Annotated in this window: 11 protein-coding genes and 7 tRNA genes; 16 read left to right on the forward strand and 2 right to left on the reverse strand. The window is 54.8% G+C overall.

Going from position 1 to position 14,757, the window contains the following annotated elements:
- Positions 1-35: 35 nt before the first annotated feature.
- A complete protein-coding gene (gene nagE, locus F153LOC_RS05005; protein WP_102104164.1) occupies positions 36-2,054 on the reverse strand; it encodes an N-acetylglucosamine-specific PTS transporter subunit IIBC in 2,019 nt (672 codons plus the stop codon).
- A gap of 331 nt (positions 2,055-2,385) precedes the next feature.
- Between nagE and nagB the strand changes: the two genes are divergently transcribed.
- The 12 genes from nagB (at position 2,386) to F153LOC_RS05070 (ending at position 9,263) form a co-directional block, all read left to right on the forward strand.
- Positions 2,386-3,186 carry a glucosamine-6-phosphate deaminase gene (gene nagB / locus F153LOC_RS05010; protein WP_100777205.1) on the forward strand — a complete coding sequence of 267 codons (801 nt, stop codon included), beginning with the start codon at positions 2,386-2,388 and terminating at the stop codon, positions 3,184-3,186.
- Between the two features lie 55 nt (positions 3,187-3,241).
- On the forward strand, positions 3,242-4,390 hold the full coding sequence (gene nagA / locus F153LOC_RS05015) for an N-acetylglucosamine-6-phosphate deacetylase (protein ID WP_102104165.1): 1,149 nt from the start codon (positions 3,242-3,244) through the stop codon (positions 4,388-4,390).
- A gap of 8 nt (positions 4,391-4,398) precedes the next feature.
- Entirely contained in the window at positions 4,399-5,619 is a 1,221-nt protein-coding gene (locus F153LOC_RS05020) for an N-acetylglucosamine repressor (protein WP_100777207.1), read from the forward strand.
- A 46-nt stretch (positions 5,620-5,665) separates the two neighbouring features.
- Positions 5,666-6,418, forward strand: a complete 753-nt coding sequence (locus tag F153LOC_RS05025; protein ID WP_100777208.1) for an HAD-IIA family hydrolase — start codon at positions 5,666-5,668, stop codon at positions 6,416-6,418.
- Between the two features lie 250 nt (positions 6,419-6,668).
- A complete protein-coding gene (asnB, locus tag F153LOC_RS05030; protein WP_102104404.1) occupies positions 6,669-8,333 on the forward strand; it encodes an asparagine synthase B in 1,665 nt (554 codons plus the stop codon).
- Positions 8,334-8,557: 224 nt separating this feature from the next.
- Positions 8,558-8,634: transfer RNA gene (locus F153LOC_RS05040), tRNA-Met, on the forward strand.
- Positions 8,635-8,643: 9 nt separating this feature from the next.
- Positions 8,644-8,728: transfer RNA gene (locus F153LOC_RS05045), tRNA-Leu, on the forward strand.
- 23 nt (positions 8,729-8,751) lie between these two features.
- A tRNA-Gln gene (locus F153LOC_RS05050) sits at positions 8,752-8,826 on the forward strand.
- 32 nt (positions 8,827-8,858) lie between these two features.
- A tRNA-Gln gene (locus F153LOC_RS05055) sits at positions 8,859-8,933 on the forward strand.
- A gap of 16 nt (positions 8,934-8,949) precedes the next feature.
- Positions 8,950-9,026: transfer RNA gene (locus tag F153LOC_RS05060), tRNA-Met, on the forward strand.
- Between the two features lie 44 nt (positions 9,027-9,070).
- Positions 9,071-9,145 (forward strand) — tRNA-Gln (locus F153LOC_RS05065).
- A gap of 43 nt (positions 9,146-9,188) precedes the next feature.
- Positions 9,189-9,263: transfer RNA gene (locus tag F153LOC_RS05070), tRNA-Gln, on the forward strand.
- Positions 9,264-9,356: 93 nt separating this feature from the next.
- Here F153LOC_RS05070 and ubiF read toward each other — a convergent pair.
- Positions 9,357-10,532, reverse strand: coding sequence for a 3-demethoxyubiquinol 3-hydroxylase (gene ubiF / locus F153LOC_RS05075; RefSeq protein WP_102104166.1), 1,176 nt, complete (start codon positions 10,530-10,532; stop codon positions 9,357-9,359).
- Between the two features lie 136 nt (positions 10,533-10,668).
- Here ubiF and miaB point away from each other — a divergent pair, with 136 nt between their 5' ends.
- The 4 genes from miaB to corC all read left to right on the forward strand — a co-directional run bounded on the left by miaB (position 10,669) and on the right by corC (position 14,756).
- On the forward strand, positions 10,669-12,093 hold the full coding sequence (gene miaB / locus F153LOC_RS05080) for a tRNA (N6-isopentenyl adenosine(37)-C2)-methylthiotransferase MiaB (protein ID WP_100777211.1): 1,425 nt from the start codon (positions 10,669-10,671) through the stop codon (positions 12,091-12,093).
- A gap of 172 nt (positions 12,094-12,265) precedes the next feature.
- Positions 12,266-13,312 carry a PhoH family protein gene (locus tag F153LOC_RS05085; protein WP_181827485.1) on the forward strand — a complete coding sequence of 349 codons (1,047 nt, stop codon included), beginning with the start codon at positions 12,266-12,268 and terminating at the stop codon, positions 13,310-13,312.
- Complete coding sequence (gene ybeY / locus F153LOC_RS05090) at positions 13,309-13,776, forward strand: rRNA maturation RNase YbeY (protein ID WP_100777213.1); 468 nt, start codon at positions 13,309-13,311, stop codon at positions 13,774-13,776. The genes F153LOC_RS05085 and ybeY overlap by 4 nt, the downstream gene beginning before the upstream one ends.
- 101 nt (positions 13,777-13,877) lie before the next feature.
- Positions 13,878-14,756 carry a CNNM family magnesium/cobalt transport protein CorC gene (gene corC, locus F153LOC_RS05095; RefSeq protein WP_100777214.1) on the forward strand — a complete coding sequence of 293 codons (879 nt, stop codon included), beginning with the start codon at positions 13,878-13,880 and terminating at the stop codon, positions 14,754-14,756.
- The last annotated feature ends 1 nt before the right edge of the window (position 14,757 follow it).

Here is a 14,757-nt window from a genome sequence, read left to right on the forward strand (position 1 = left end):
CCCGCCGCTTAAGGCATGACTCTACTCAGGAGCGATTACTTGCCTTTAATCTCATACAGTGGCGTTTGACCGGCAACAACCTGACCTTTCGCCTGGAGAACCAGACCGCTAAAGTCGTCGATATTGCTGCAAACAACCGGGCTGATCATGGAGCGCGCATTGGCGTTCAGGAAGTCCAGATCCATTTCCAGAATCGGCTGACCTGCCACCACTTCGGCACCCTCTTCGACCAGACGCGTGAAGCCTTTACCGCCCAGGGCAACGGTGTCGATACCCATGTGGACCACGATCTCAGCGCCTTTCTCGGTTTCGAGGCAGAACGCATGGTTCGTGTTGAAGATTTTCACGATGGTACCGGCTGCTGGAGAGACCACGGTTTTTTCCGTTGGCTTCACGGCTACGCCGTCGCCGACAGCTTTGCTGGCGAATGCTTCGTCAGGAACCTGCTCCAGGGCAACCACTTCACCGGTGACTGGAGAAACCAGCGCGGCGATGGTGGTGGCGTTAGGAACAGCCTGCGGTTTAGCAGCAGCGGGGGCAGCGGCGACAGGTGCAGCTTCAGAAGCGGCTACCGGGCCAGTGGTTTTCATGGCGTTAGCGATTTTTTCTGCCACGAAGCCCACAATAATCTGCACGCTGGTTTTGTTCAGACGAATCACACCGGATGCGCCGAGACGTTTTGCCAGTGCTTCGTTAACCAGAGAAGAATCTTTGACGCTCAGGCGCAGACGCGTGATACAGGCGTCGATACCGGTCAGGTTGTCAGAACCGCCCACAGCGGCGATGTACTGACGCGCCAGACCTGCAACATCCTGCTCTTTGTCACCGCTCACATTCACGTCCTGACCATCTGCTTCGCTACCGGCAACAGCCAGTTCGCGACCCGGAGTCATCAGGTTGAATTTGGTGATAGTGAAGCGGAACACCACGTAGTAAATCACGAAGAACACCAGACCCTGAGGGATCAGCATCCACCAGTGAGTGGCCAGCGGGTTACGGGAAGAGAGAACCATATCCACCAGACCCGCACTGAAGCCGAAGCCTGCAATCCAGTGCATTGATGCGGCGATGAATACGGAGATACCGGTCAGCACTGCGTGGATCACGTACAGAACCGGTGCCACGAACATGAAGGAGAATTCCAGCGGCTCGGTGATACCTGTGAAGAAGGCCGCGAATGCGCCCGCCATCATGATACCCAGAACTTTTGCTTTGTTCTCTGGACGTGCGCAGTGGTAGATGGCCAGCGCTGCACCCGGCAGACCGAACATCATAATCGGGAAGAAGCCCGCCTGGTAACGACCTGTGATACCGACAACCGCTTTACCTGCTTCGATGGACTGTGCGCCGCCGAGGAAGTTAGGGATATCGTTAATACCTGCAACGTCAAACCAGAACACAGAGTTCAGCGCGTGGTGCAGACCGACCGGAATCAGCAGACGGTTGAAGAACGCGTAGATACCCGCCCCTGCAGAGCCGAGTTTCTGAATGTGTTCACCGAAGTTCACCAGACCGTCAAAGATCACCGGCCAGACGTACATCAGAATGAACGCCACGGCGATCATCACGAAGGAGGTCAGAATCGGCACCAGACGACGACCGCTGAAGAACGACAGCGCCTTCGGCAGCTCAACGCCGCTGAAGCGGTTGTACAGTTCCGCAGAGATGATACCCACCAGGATACCGACGAACTGGTTGCTGATCTTACCGAACGCGGCAGGCACCTGGTCCACCGGGATCTTCTGAATCATGGCAACCGCGGCCGGAGAACAGAGTGTGGTCAACACGAGGAAGCCCACAAAACCGGTCAATGCTGCTGCACCGTCTTTATCTTTGGACATACCATAAGCGACACCAATCGCGAACAGTACAGACATATTGTCGATGATGGCGGAACCGGACTTGATGAACAGCGCCGCAAGCGCGTTATCACCCCCCCAGCTAACCGGGTCAATCCAGTAACCCACACCCATCAGAATTGCTGCCGCCGGCAGCGTGGCGACCGGCACCATCAGTGCGCGGCCAACCTTTTGTAAATAACCTAGAATACTCACTTGTGCTTCCCCCTATGAGACCCCGTTTAAGGCACGTTCTCAGCTGTTTTTTATTGTGTCACTAACTTATCAATACAGTTGATGAATCACTGGCATTCTGAGTGTGTGAAAAATTAATTCGTATCGCAAATTAAATGCATACTTTTTGTGAGTTTTGTCACCAAATATCGTTATTAACCCTCCCTTTTGCTGGCTAACAGTGAAAACTTATTTTATCATTCAAAAAATCAAGTCGGATTGCCCCCTGCCTCGCGTGATCCAGGTTACGCTTATTTCAGGTCAAGGCGCGCCATCCGCCCACTTTTTTTAACTTTAACTTTAGAGGTGAACAATGAGACTGATTCCCCTGGCGACTGCTGAACAAGTCGGTAAATGGGCTGCACGCCATATCGTTAACCGCATCAACGCGTTCAAACCGACTGCCGATCGTCCTTTCGTTCTGGGTCTGCCAACCGGTGGCACACCACTGACCGCGTATAAAGCTCTGGTCGAAATGCATAAATCAGGCCAGGTTAGCTTCAAACACGTTGTCACCTTCAACATGGACGAATACGTCGGCCTGCCGAAGGAGCACCCGGAGAGCTACCATAGCTTCATGCACCGTAATTTCTTTGATCACGTTGATATCCCAGCTGAAAATATTAACCTGCTGAATGGCAACGCGCCTGATATTGACGCAGAATGCCGCCAGTACGAAGAAAAAATCCGCTCTTATGGCAAAATCAACCTGTTCATGGGCGGCGTGGGCAACGACGGTCACATCGCGTTCAACGAACCGGCCTCTTCTCTGGCGTCTCGCACCCGTATTAAAACCCTGACCCATGACACCCGCGTGGCAAACTCTCGCTTCTTTGATGGCGACGTAAGCCAGGTGCCAAAATACGCCCTGACCGTTGGCGTGGGCACCCTGCTGGATGCCGAAGAAGTGATGATTCTGGTGCTGGGTAATGTGAAAGCGCAGGCGCTGCAAGCTGCCGTTGAAGGCAACGTTAACCACATGTGGACCATCAGCTGCCTGCAGCTGCATCCGAAAGCCGTTGTGGTGTGCGATGAGCCGTCTACCATGGAACTGAAAGTGAAGACGCTGAAATACTTCAACGAGTTAGAAGCTGAAAACATTAAAGGTCTGTAATTGATGAGCCGCCTCTTCCCTGAGAGGCGGTCGATTTTTTAAACCGGGGGTCGTTATGTACGCTTTAACCCACGGTCGGATTTATACCGGCCATGAAATTCTGGATGACCATGCGATTGTTATCGCCAATGGCCTGATTGAACGTGTCTGCCCACAGGCTGAATTACCGCCAGAGATCGAACAGCGCTCACTCAATGGAGCAATCATCTCCCCCGGTTTTATCGACGTCCAGCTTAACGGCTGCGGCGGCGTGCAGTTCAATGACACGCCAGAGGCGGTCACGGTTGAAACGCTGGAGATCATGCAGAAAGCCAATGAGAAATCAGGCTGCACCAGCTATCTGCCAACGCTGATTACTTCCGATGACAACCTGATGAAGCAAGGTATCCGCGTGATGCGTGAATACCTGGCAAAATATCCGCATCAGGCGCTGGGTCTGCACCTTGAAGGCCCCTGGCTGAACATTGTGAAGAAAGGCACCCACAACCCGAATTACGTGCGCAAGCCAGACCCCGAGCTGGTCGACTTCATGTGCGCTAATGCCGATGTGATCACCAAAGTCACGCTGGCACCGGAAATGACCGGGCCGGATGTGATCAGCAAACTGGCGGCGGCAGGCATCGTCGTCTCTGCGGGTCACTCCAATGCGACCCTCGCCGAAGCGAAAACCGGTTTCCGCGCAGGTATAACCTTTGCGACCCACCTTTATAATGCCATGCCGTACATAACGGGCCGCGAACCAGGGCTGGTCGGTGCGATTCTTGATGAGCCGGACGTTTACTGTGGCATTATTGCTGATGGCCTGCATGTGGATTACACCAACATCCGCAACGCGAAACGCCTGAAAGGCGATAAGCTGTGCCTGGTTACCGACGCTACCGCACCGGCAGGGGCAAATATTGAACAGTTCATTTTTGCTGGTAAAACAATATACTACCGCAACGGACTGTGCGTAGATGAGAACGGAACGCTGAGCGGCTCTGCGCTGACGATGATCGAAGGGGTTCGTAACCTGGTTGAACATTGCGGCATTGCGCTGGATGAAGTGCTGCGTATGGCAACACTCTACCCGGCTCGCGCGATCGGCGTGGACAAACAGCTGGGCGGTATCGCACCGGGCATGGTGGCTAACCTCACCGCCTTCACGCGCGATTATAAAATTATTAAGACCATCGTTAATGGTAACGAGGTCGTCACTGAGTAAGTAAAAGTATGACATCTGGCGGACAAGCTCAAATTGGTAATGTTGACCTCGTAAAACAACTCAACAGTGCGGCTGTTTATCGCCTGATTGACCAGCATGGTCCAATCTCGCGTATTCAGATCGCCGAACAGAGCCAGCTTGCCCCCGCCAGTGTGACCAAAATCACGCGTCAGCTGATTGAGCGTGGATTGATCAAAGAAGTTGATCAGCAGGCCTCCACCGGGGGCCGCCGCGCCATCTCCATCATTACCGAAACCCGCAATTTCCACGCCATTGGCGTGCGTCTTGGCCGTCACGACACCACGCTCACCCTGTACGATCTGAGCAGTAAAGTGGTGGCGGAAGAGCACTATCCCCTGCCCGAACGAACTCAGGAGACGCTGGAACACGCGCTGCTGAATACCATCGCGCAGTTTATTGACAGCTGCCAGCGTAAAATCCGCGAGCTGATCGCCATTTCAGTGATCCTGCCAGGTCTGGTCGACCCGGAGAGCGGCGTGATTCGCTATATGCCCCATATCCCGGTCGAAAACTGGGGGCTGGTCGGCGCGCTGGAAAAACGTTTCAACGTCACCTGTTATGTCGGCCACGATATTCGTAGCCTGGCGCTGGCGGAGCACTACTTTGGTGCGAGTCAGGATTGCGAAGACTCTATTCTGGTGCGCGTACACCGCGGTACCGGGGCCGGGATCATCTCCAACGGCCGCATTTTCATTGGCCGTAACGGCAACGTCGGTGAGATAGGCCATATTCAGGTCGATCCCCTTGGCGAACGCTGCCACTGCGGTAATTTCGGTTGTCTGGAAACGGTCGCGGCCAATGCAGCGATTGAACACCGGGTGCGTCATCTGCTTGAACAGGGCTACCAGAGCCGTATCACCCTGGACGATTGCAAGATCAACACTATCTGCAAAGCGGCCAACAAAGGCGATGCGCTTGCGTGCGAAGTGATTGAGCAGGTTGGCCGCCATCTGGGTAAAACCATCGCCATCGCAATCAACCTGTTCAATCCGCAGAAAGTGGTGATTGCCGGTGAAATTACCGAAGCGGAAAAAGTGCTGCTTCCGGCCATCGAAGGCTGCATTAATACTCAGGCGCTGAAAGCCTTCCGCCAGAACCTGCCGGTCGTGCGCTCGACGCTCGATCACCGCTCCGCCATTGGTGCTTTTGCGCTGGTGAAACGCGCCATGCTTAACGGTCTGCTGCTCCAGCGTTTGCTGGAAAGCTAACAGCCCTTTATAGTTACGCCTTCTTTTTTGAGATGCCAGGTAGTCCATGACCATTCAGAATGTGATTTGTGATATTGACGGCGTGCTGATGCACGATAACGTTGCGGTGCCCGGTGCCGCTGAGTTTCTGAACCGTATTCTGGAAAAGGGAATGCCGCTGGTTCTGCTGACTAACTATCCGTCGCAGACCGGCCAGGATCTGGCCAACCGCTTCGCCACCGCCGGTGTCGACGTGCCGGACAGCGTGTTTTACACCTCCGCCATGGCGACCGCCGACTTCCTGAAACGTCAGGAAGGGAAAAAGGCTTACGTGGTCGGGGAAGGCGCGCTGATCCATGAGCTGTATAAAGCCGGATTCACCATCACCGATGTCAACCCGGATTTTGTCATCGTGGGTGAAACCCGTTCATTTAACTGGGAAATGATGCACAAAGCCGCCTATTTCGTGGCAACAGGCGCGCGCTTTATTGCCACCAACCCGGATACCCATGGGCGCGGATATTACCCGGCGTGCGGCGCGCTCTGCGCGGGCATCGAGAAAATCTCTGGCCGTAAACCTTTCGTGGTAGGCAAACCTAGCCCGTGGATTGTGCGCGCGGCGCTCAACAAAATGCAGGCCCACTCCGAGCAAACGGTGATTGTCGGCGATAACCTGCGTACAGATATTCTGGCCGGTTTCCAGGCCGGGCTTGAAACGATCCTTGTGCTCTCGGGCGTCTCCACCCTGGATGACATTGACGCCATGCCGTTCAGGCCGAGCTGGATTTACCCGTCGGTTGCTGAAATCGACGTTATATGACGAGAAACCACGCCGCTGAGCGTGGTTTCTCATTTTCAGGCCTTAAAAACGCAACGCCATCTAATAAAAAACGCCATTCATTGCATAATCATCAATAAAACTGCTCACGACATACTCTTTTTTCAACATTCAGCAATGACTGTTGCGTTATTTGCGTTTTCGCCCGTAAAAGTCTTGCGCACGCACCGTGTTTTGCGGCATTTTCATAAGCAAGCAACATCACACTGCAACAGGGTTAACGGAGAAGGTTATGTGTTCAATTTTTGGCGTACTGGATATCAAGACTGACGCGGGCGAACTGCGTAAAAAAGCACTGGAGCTTTCTCGCCTGATGCGTCACCGCGGCCCGGACTGGTCCGGCGTGTACGCAAGCGATAAAGCAATTCTGGCTCACGAACGTCTGTCGATTGTTGATGTCAACGCCGGTGCCCAGCCGCTGTATAACGAGAAAAAAACTCACGCGCTGGCCGTTAACGGTGAAATCTACAACCATCAGGCGCTGCGCGCAGAATATGGCGATCGCTACGCGTTCCAGACGGGTTCCGACTGCGAAGTCATCCTTGCCCTGTATCAGGAAAAAGGACCCGAATTCCTGGACGATCTGCAGGGCATGTTTGCCTTCGCACTGTATGACAGCGAAAAAGACGCCTATCTGATTGGCCGCGACCACATCGGTATTATCCCGCTGTATATGGGTCACGACGAACACGGCAACTTCTACGTCGCCTCTGAAATGAAAGCGCTGGTCCCGGTGTGCCGCACCATTAAAGAGTTCCCGGCAGGCAGCTACCTGTGGAGCAAAGACGGCGAAATCCGTCAGTATTACCAGCGCGACTGGTTCGATTTCGACGCGGTGAAAGATAACGTCACCGACAAAAACGCGCTGCGTCAGGCGCTGGAAGATTCCGTAAAAAGCCACCTGATGTCTGACGTGCCTTACGGCGTGCTACTTTCTGGCGGTCTGGACTCTTCCGTGATTTCCGCGATCACCAAAAAATTCGCTGCGCGCCGCGTGGAAGACGGAGAGCGCTCTGAGGCCTGGTGGCCGCAGCTGCACTCCTTCGCCGTAGGCCTGGAAGGCGCACCGGATCTGAAAGCCGCGCAGGAAGTGGCAAACCATCTGGGTACCGTACACCATGAAATTCACTTCACCGTGCAGGAAGGTTTAGACGCGATCCGCGACGTGATTTATCACATCGAAACCTACGACGTGACCACCATTCGCGCATCCACCCCGATGTACCTGATGTCGCGCAAAATCAAAGCGATGGGCATTAAAATGGTGCTGTCGGGCGAAGGGTCTGACGAAGTGTTTGGCGGTTATCTGTACTTCCACAAAGCGCCAAACGCCAAAGAGTTGCATGAAGAGACGGTGCGTAAACTGCAGGCGCTGCATATGTTTGACTGCGCACGCGCCAACAAAGCGATGTCCGCCTGGGGCGTGGAGGCCCGCGTGCCGTTCCTCGATAAATCGTTCCTCGACGTGGCCATGCGCATCAACCCGCAGGACAAAATGTGCGGCAACGGTAAAATGGAGAAACATATCCTGCGTGAATGTTTCGAATCTTACCTGCCGGCAAGCGTCGCATGGCGTCAGAAAGAGCAGTTCTCCGACGGCGTGGGCTACAGCTGGATCGACACCCTGAAAGAGGTGGCGGCGAAGCAGGTTTCCGATCAACAACTGGAAACTGCCAGCTTCCGCTTCCCGTACAACACGCCTGGCTCGAAAGAAGCGTATCTGTACCGTGAAATCTTCGAAGAACTTTTCCCGGTCGCAAGCGCGGCAGAGTGTGTGCCTGGCGGCCCGTCAGTGGCCTGCTCTTCAGCGAAAGCCATCGAGTGGGATGAATCGTTCAAATCCATGAACGATCCATCAGGACGCGCGGTAGGGGTTCACCAGTCGGCCTATAAGTAATCGCCAGAATCGTACTCAGGCCCTTCGGGGCCTTTTTTATGCCTCGCGTTTTGCAGAACAAAAACGATTAATAACCAATAATTGCCGATTATTCGGCCACGCTGTTCGCAACCTAACCAAACAGTCACAATCCGGCCATTTTCGTTGAAAAAGGTATTGACGCTGCAAAGCTCTATACGCATAATGCGCCCCGCAACGCCGATAAGGTAACGCGAAAAAAAGATGGCTACGTAGCTCAGTTGGTTAGAGCACATCACTCATAATGATGGGGTCACAGGTTCGAATCCCGTCGTAGCCACCATCTTTTTTTGCGGGAGTGGCGAAATTGGTAGACGCACCAGATTTAGGTTCTGGCGCCGCAAGGTGTGCGAGTTCAAGTCTCGCCTCCCGCACCATTTCCAGTTCCGCGTTGCACGGATGGGGTATCGCCAAGCGGTAAGGCACCGGTTTTTGATACCGGCATTCCCTGGTTCGAATCCAGGTACCCCAGCCATCTTCTTCGATTTAGCGGTTCTCCGCGGTTATTGGGGTATCGCCAAGCGGTAAGGCACCGGTTTTTGATACCGGCATTCCCTGGTTCGAATCCAGGTACCCCAGCCATCGAAGAAAGCAGTCTGGCTACGTAGCTCAGTTGGTTAGAGCACATCACTCATAATGATGGGGTCACAGGTTCGAATCCCGTCGTAGCCACCAAATTAGGAATTTATCGATTATTTCGATAAACTAGAAAAAATTGTTGGGGTATCGCCAAGCGGTAAGGCTCTGGTTTCTGATACCAGCATTCCGAGGTTCGAATCCTCGTACCCCAGCCAATTTCAAAAGTCGTTAGATTGTTGTTTGTTTAACGCACCCTGTTGGGGTATCGCCAAGCGGTAAGGCTCTGGTTTCTGATACCAGCATTCCGAGGTTCGAATCCTCGTACCCCAGCCACTTAATAGCAAAAAAGCCCGCTCTGCGGGCTTTTTTGTTTTTGTGCTCTGGAGATATCCCCCTCCCTCAAAACAACGAGGGAGGAGACAGAACCTACAGACCTAACGCGTACTTCAATGCCTGACGCTTCAATCCGCCCGCACGCTCGGCCGCCATCAGACCCACATTGCGCAGAATCCGCACCGGGCCGAGATCGTTGTTGAATCCCGCATAAAACAGATCCATCCCCGACTGCATTAAAAAGTTATCCGCCATGCGACGCGTCTGGTAGCGCTTCAGCACAGCCGCACTCGCCCAGGGTTCCGCATGGTCACGCGCGCTGCTCATCACCGATAACAATGCTTCGACGTCACGATATCCCAGGTTAACACCCTGCCCGGCCAGCGGATGAATGGTATGCGCGGCATCCCCCACCAGCGCCAGCCCTTCTTGTGCATATTGCAGGGCGTGGCGACGGGTTAACGGGAATCCCCCCGCCGCCACCGGCGTCACCGCGCCGAGACGCGGCGGGAAGTGTTTTTCGATTTCGCGCTGCAGCTGATCCATCGACAAACTTTGCAGCTGGCGAATGCGCGCCGGCGTGTCGTACCACACCAGTGACGCCCAGTGTCCAAAGAGCGGTAAAAAGGCGTGCGGGCCGTTGGGGGTAAAGTGCTGCCAGGTACTGTCGCCCGGCTCATTTTCACATTTAACGGTAATCAGCATACAAGATTGCTGATACTGCCAGGCGTGAATACCAATCCCGGCCATCTGACGCACCTGTGAATTCGCACCGTCGGCCCCCACGACCAGCTTCACGGCCAGTTCATTGCCGTTAGCCAGCTCCAGCAAATAACCGCCCTCATGGCGATGCAGCGCTTTCAGAGAATCCGGAACGCGCAGCGTCACGTTCTCATGCGCCTCCAGCGCCTGCCACAGGGCTAGCTGCAGAACGTTATTCTCCACCATGTAGCCCAGCAGCGGCAGCTTCAGTTCAGCGGCGTCAAAGGTCACATGCGCGGTTTCCCACTCCCACGTCTCCAGTCGACGATACGGATGGGCGCGCATCGCGAGGATCGCCTCCCACACGCCCAGCCCGCGCAGCAGATCGACCGACGCGGCGCTGATCGCTGAGATCCGCACGTCCGGCTGCTGAGCCTCGTCAAATTCGGGGGGCGCGGCCTGCTCGATCACCGTTACCTGGAATCCCTGTTGTGCCAGTCCCAGCGCCAGTGCGCCGCCGACCATCCCGCCGCCGACCACGGCGATTTCGGTTTTCTGGAGTGTCATGGTCAATAATCCTTTGAAGAGAATCCCTTAAGTTTACCGGATTTTTTCTCCCTTGAGGCAGCCAACCTTCATACTGGTCACAACCCCACCAAAGCATTACAATACGCGGCTTGCAATCCTGAGCCTGAGCAAGTCGATGACTAAAAAACTCCATATAAAAACCTGGGGCTGTCAGATGAACGAATACGATTCATCGAAGATGGCCGATCTGCTGAATGCCACCCACGGGTACCAACTGACTGAAGTGGCAGAAGAAGCCGATGTGCTGCTGCTTAACACCTGCTCAATCCGTGAAAAAGCGCAGGAAAAAGTCTTCCACCTGTTAGGTCGCTGGAAACTCCTCAAAAAGAAAAATCCGGACCTGATTATCGGCGTCGGCGGCTGCGTGGCCTCGCAAGAGGGCAAGCTGATCCGTCAACGTGCCCATTACGTCGATATTGTGTTTGGCCCGCAGACTCTCCACCGCCTGCCGGAGATGATCAACTCAGTGCGCGGCGATCGCAGCCCGGTGGTTGACGTCAGTTTCCCGGAAATCGAGAAATTTGATCGTCTGCCGGAGCCGCGTGCCGATGGCCCAAGCGCCTACGTCTCCATCATGGAAGGCTGCAACAAATACTGCACCTACTGCGTCGTGCCTTACACGCGCGGTGAAGAGGTCAGCCGCCCTTGCGACGATATTCTGTTTGAAGTGGCCCAGCTGGCGGCCCAGGGCGTGCGTGAAGTAAACCTGCTCGGCCAGAACGTGAACGCCTGGCGTGGCGCAAACTACGACGGCTCCACCGGCACCTTCGCCGAGCTGCTGCGTCTGGTTGCCGCCATTGACGGTATCGACCGCGTGCGTTTCACCACTAGCCATCCGATCGAATTTACCGATGACATCATTGATGTCTATCGCGATACGCCAGAGCTGGTGAGCTTCCTGCACCTGCCGGTTCAGTGCGGTTCTGACCGCGTGCTGAACCTGATGGGCCGCACGCATACGGTGCTGGAGTACAAAGCGATCATCCGCAAGCTGCGTGAAGCGCGCCCGGATATCCAGATTAGCTCCGACTTTATCGTCGGCTTCCCTGGCGAAACCACCGACGACTTCGCGCGTACTATGAAGCTGATTGGCGAAGTCAATTTCGACACCAGCTTTAGCTTTATCTTCTCTGCGCGTCCGGGCACGCCAGCCGCCGATATGGTGGACGATGTACCGGAAGAGGAGAAAAAACAGCGTCTCTATATTCTGCAGGAGCGTATCAACCAGCAGGTCAACGCCTGGAGCCGCCGTATGCTCGGCACCACGCAGCGTATTCTGGTGGAAGGCACGTCGCGTAAGAGCCTGATGCAGCTATCTGGACGTACCGAGAACAACCGCGTGGTGAACTTCGAAGGCACTCCGGACATGATCGGTAAGTTTGTCGATATCGAAATCCAGGAAGTGCTCACCAACTCCATGCGCGGCAAACTGGTACGCACGGAAGCGGAAATGGGCCTGCGCGTCGCCGAAACGCCAGCGTCAGTTATTGCCCGCACGCGTAAAGAAAACGATTTGGGTGTCGGTGTTTACCAGCCTTGATCCATTCAGGCCTGTCGCTCTGGCAGGCCTTGTATTTCCCCTCTGCGTCCCCAATATGCAACCATAAGCTTGCGCCTTTAAACTGTGGCGTGAATAATTTCGTAAAGACGACTCGTCTGTAAGTCAGTTCGGCACGTTGCTCTCTGACCCTACACACATTAAGAGGAACAGTTTGAATACAGAAACGCGTGAACTTACCCTGGAGCCAGCAGACAACGCTCGCCTGCTGAGCCTGTGCGGGCCGTTTGATGACAACATCAAACAACTGGAGCGACGTCTGGGTATCGAAATCAATCGTCGCGATAATCACTTCAAACTCACCGGACGCGCCATCTGCGTCAACGCCGCTGCGGACATTCTGCGCAGCCTGTATGTCGATACCGCCCCGATGCGCGGCGAAACTCAGGATATCGAGCCTGAGCATATCCACCTCGCCATTAAAGAAGCGCGAGTGCTTGAGCAGAGCGCGGAAAGCGTGCCGGACTACGGCAAGGCCATCAATATCAAAACCAAGCGTGGCGTCATCAAGCCGCGTACGCCAAACCAGGCGCAGTACATCGCCAATATTCTCGACCATGACATCACTTTCGGCGTCGGCCCGGCGGGGACGGGTAAAACCTATCTGGCCGTTGCCGCCGCCGTCGATGCACTGGAGCGTCAGGATATTCGTCGTATCCTGCTGACGCGCCCGGCGGTTGAAGCCGGTGAGAAACTGGGCTTCCTGCCCGGCGATCTGAGCCAGAAGGTAGACCCGTATCTGCGCCCGCTGTATGACGCCCTGTTTGAAATGCTCGGCTTCGAGAAAGTGGAAAAGCTGATCGAGCGTAACGTCATCGAAGTCGCCCCGCTCGCCTATATGCGCGGCCGTACGCTGAACGATGCATTTATCATTCTCGATGAGAGCCAGAACACCACCATCGAACAGATGAAGATGTTCCTGACGCGTATCGGCTTCAACTCTAAAGCGGTCATTACCGGCGATATCACCCAGATCGACCTGCCGCGCAGCACCAAATCCGGTCTGCGTCACGCCATCGAAGTGCTGGCGGAAGTAGACGAAATTAGCTTCAACTTCTTCAACAGTGAAGACGTGGTGCGCCATCCGGTGGTCGCCCGCATCGTCAACGCCTATGAAGCGTGGGAAGAAGCAGAACAAAAACGTAAAGCAGAACAGGCCGCGGAACGAAAACGCGAAGCCCAGGAGCATGAGAACAAATGAGTCAGGTGATCCTCGATTTACAGCTAGCCTGTGAAGACAATTCCGGTTTGCCGGAAGAGCGTCAGTTTCAAACATGGCTGGATGCGGTGATCCCGCAGTTTCAGGAAGAGTCAGAAGTCACGATTCGCCTGGTCGACGAAGCGGAGAGCCACGAGCTGAACCTGACCTATCGCGGGAAAGATAAGCCGACCAACGTGCTCTCTTTCCCGTTTGAAGCGCCGCCGGGCATCGAAATGCCGCTGCTCGGCGACCTGATCATCTGCCGTCAGGTGGTTGAACAGGAAGCCAAAGAGCAGCAAAAGCCGCTCGACGCACACTGGGCGCATATGGTTATCCACGGCAGTCTGCATCTGCTGGGTTATGATCATATTGAAGACGAAGAAGCGGAAGAGATGGAATCCCTCGAGACAGAGATAATGCTTGCTCTGGGCTATGAGGATCCGTACATTGCCGAGAAAGAATAGTCAGTTAAGCATCAGGCTTTATTGACCGATCAGGCCGCCGCATCAGGACCTTTCCTGCGGCGGCGCGCATTAAACTCACAAGAGAACCCTTAACAAACGCCATGAGCGACGACAATTCACACAGTAGCGACACGACAACCAGTAAGAAGGGATTTTTCTCCCTCATTCTGAGCCAGCTGTTCCACGGCGAACCGAAAAACCGTGATGAACTCCTGGAGCTGATTCGTGATTCCGGGCAGAACGATCTTATCGACGAAGATACGCGCGAAATGCTCGAAGGGGTCATGGACATCGCCGACCAGCGCGTTCGCGATATTATGATCCCCCGCTCGCAGATGATTACCCTGAAACGCAACCAGACTCTGGACGAGTGCCTCGATGTGATCATCGAATCGGCCCACTCGCGTTTCCCGGTGATTAGCGAAGACAAAGATCACATTGAAGGGATTCTGATGGCCAAGGATCTGCTGCCGTTTATGCGCAGCGATGCCGAAGCTTTCAGCATGGAAAAAGTGTTACGCCAGGCGGTGGTGGTTCCGGAAAGCAAGCGCGTTGACCGCATGCTGAAAGAGTTCCGCTCCCAGCGCTACCATATGGCGATTGTTATCGATGAATTTGGCGGTGTTTCCGGCCTTGTGACTATCGAAGATATTCTCGAACTGATCGTCGGTGAAATCGAAGATGAGTACGACGAAGAAGACGATATCGAATTCCGTCAGCTGAGCCGCCATACCTGGACCGTGCGCGCACTGGCCTCCATCGAAGAGTTCAACGACACCTTTGGCACCCACTTCAGCGATGAAGAGGTGGATACCATTGGCGGGCTGGTGATGCAGGCCTTTGGCCATCTCCCGGCGCGCGGCGAGTCCGTTGACATCGATGGTTACCAGTTCAAGGTCGCTATGGCCGACAGCCGACGTATTATTCAGGTTCACGTCAGAATGCCGGACGACTCCCCGGTGCCAAAACTGGAAGATTAAT

The organism is Lelliottia sp. F153 (assembly GCF_002870005.1).
Taxonomy (GTDB): domain Bacteria; phylum Pseudomonadota; class Gammaproteobacteria; order Enterobacterales; family Enterobacteriaceae; genus Enterobacter; species Enterobacter nimipressuralis.

Excerpts from the sequence above, each read along its gene's own strand:
- nagB (WP_100777205.1), top strand. The coding sequence starts at position 2,386 with ATGAGACTGATTCCCCTGGCGACTGCTGAACAAGTCGGTAAATGGGCT.
- nagA (WP_102104165.1), top strand. The coding sequence starts at position 3,242 with ATGTACGCTTTAACCCACGGTCGGATTTATACCGGCCATGAAATTCTG.
- F153LOC_RS05020 (WP_100777207.1), top strand. The coding sequence starts at position 4,399 with ATGACATCTGGCGGACAAGCTCAAATTGGTAATGTTGACCTCGTAAAA.
- F153LOC_RS05025 (WP_100777208.1), top strand. The coding sequence starts at position 5,666 with ATGACCATTCAGAATGTGATTTGTGATATTGACGGCGTGCTGATGCAC.
- asnB (WP_102104404.1), top strand. The coding sequence starts at position 6,669 with ATGTGTTCAATTTTTGGCGTACTGGATATCAAGACTGACGCGGGCGAA.
- ubiF (WP_102104166.1), bottom strand. The coding sequence starts at position 10,532 with ATGACACTCCAGAAAACCGAAATCGCCGTGGTCGGCGGCGGGATGGTC.
- miaB (WP_100777211.1), top strand. The coding sequence starts at position 10,669 with ATGACTAAAAAACTCCATATAAAAACCTGGGGCTGTCAGATGAACGAA.
- ybeY (WP_100777213.1), top strand. The coding sequence starts at position 13,309 with ATGAGTCAGGTGATCCTCGATTTACAGCTAGCCTGTGAAGACAATTCC.
- corC (WP_100777214.1), top strand. The coding sequence starts at position 13,878 with ATGAGCGACGACAATTCACACAGTAGCGACACGACAACCAGTAAGAAG.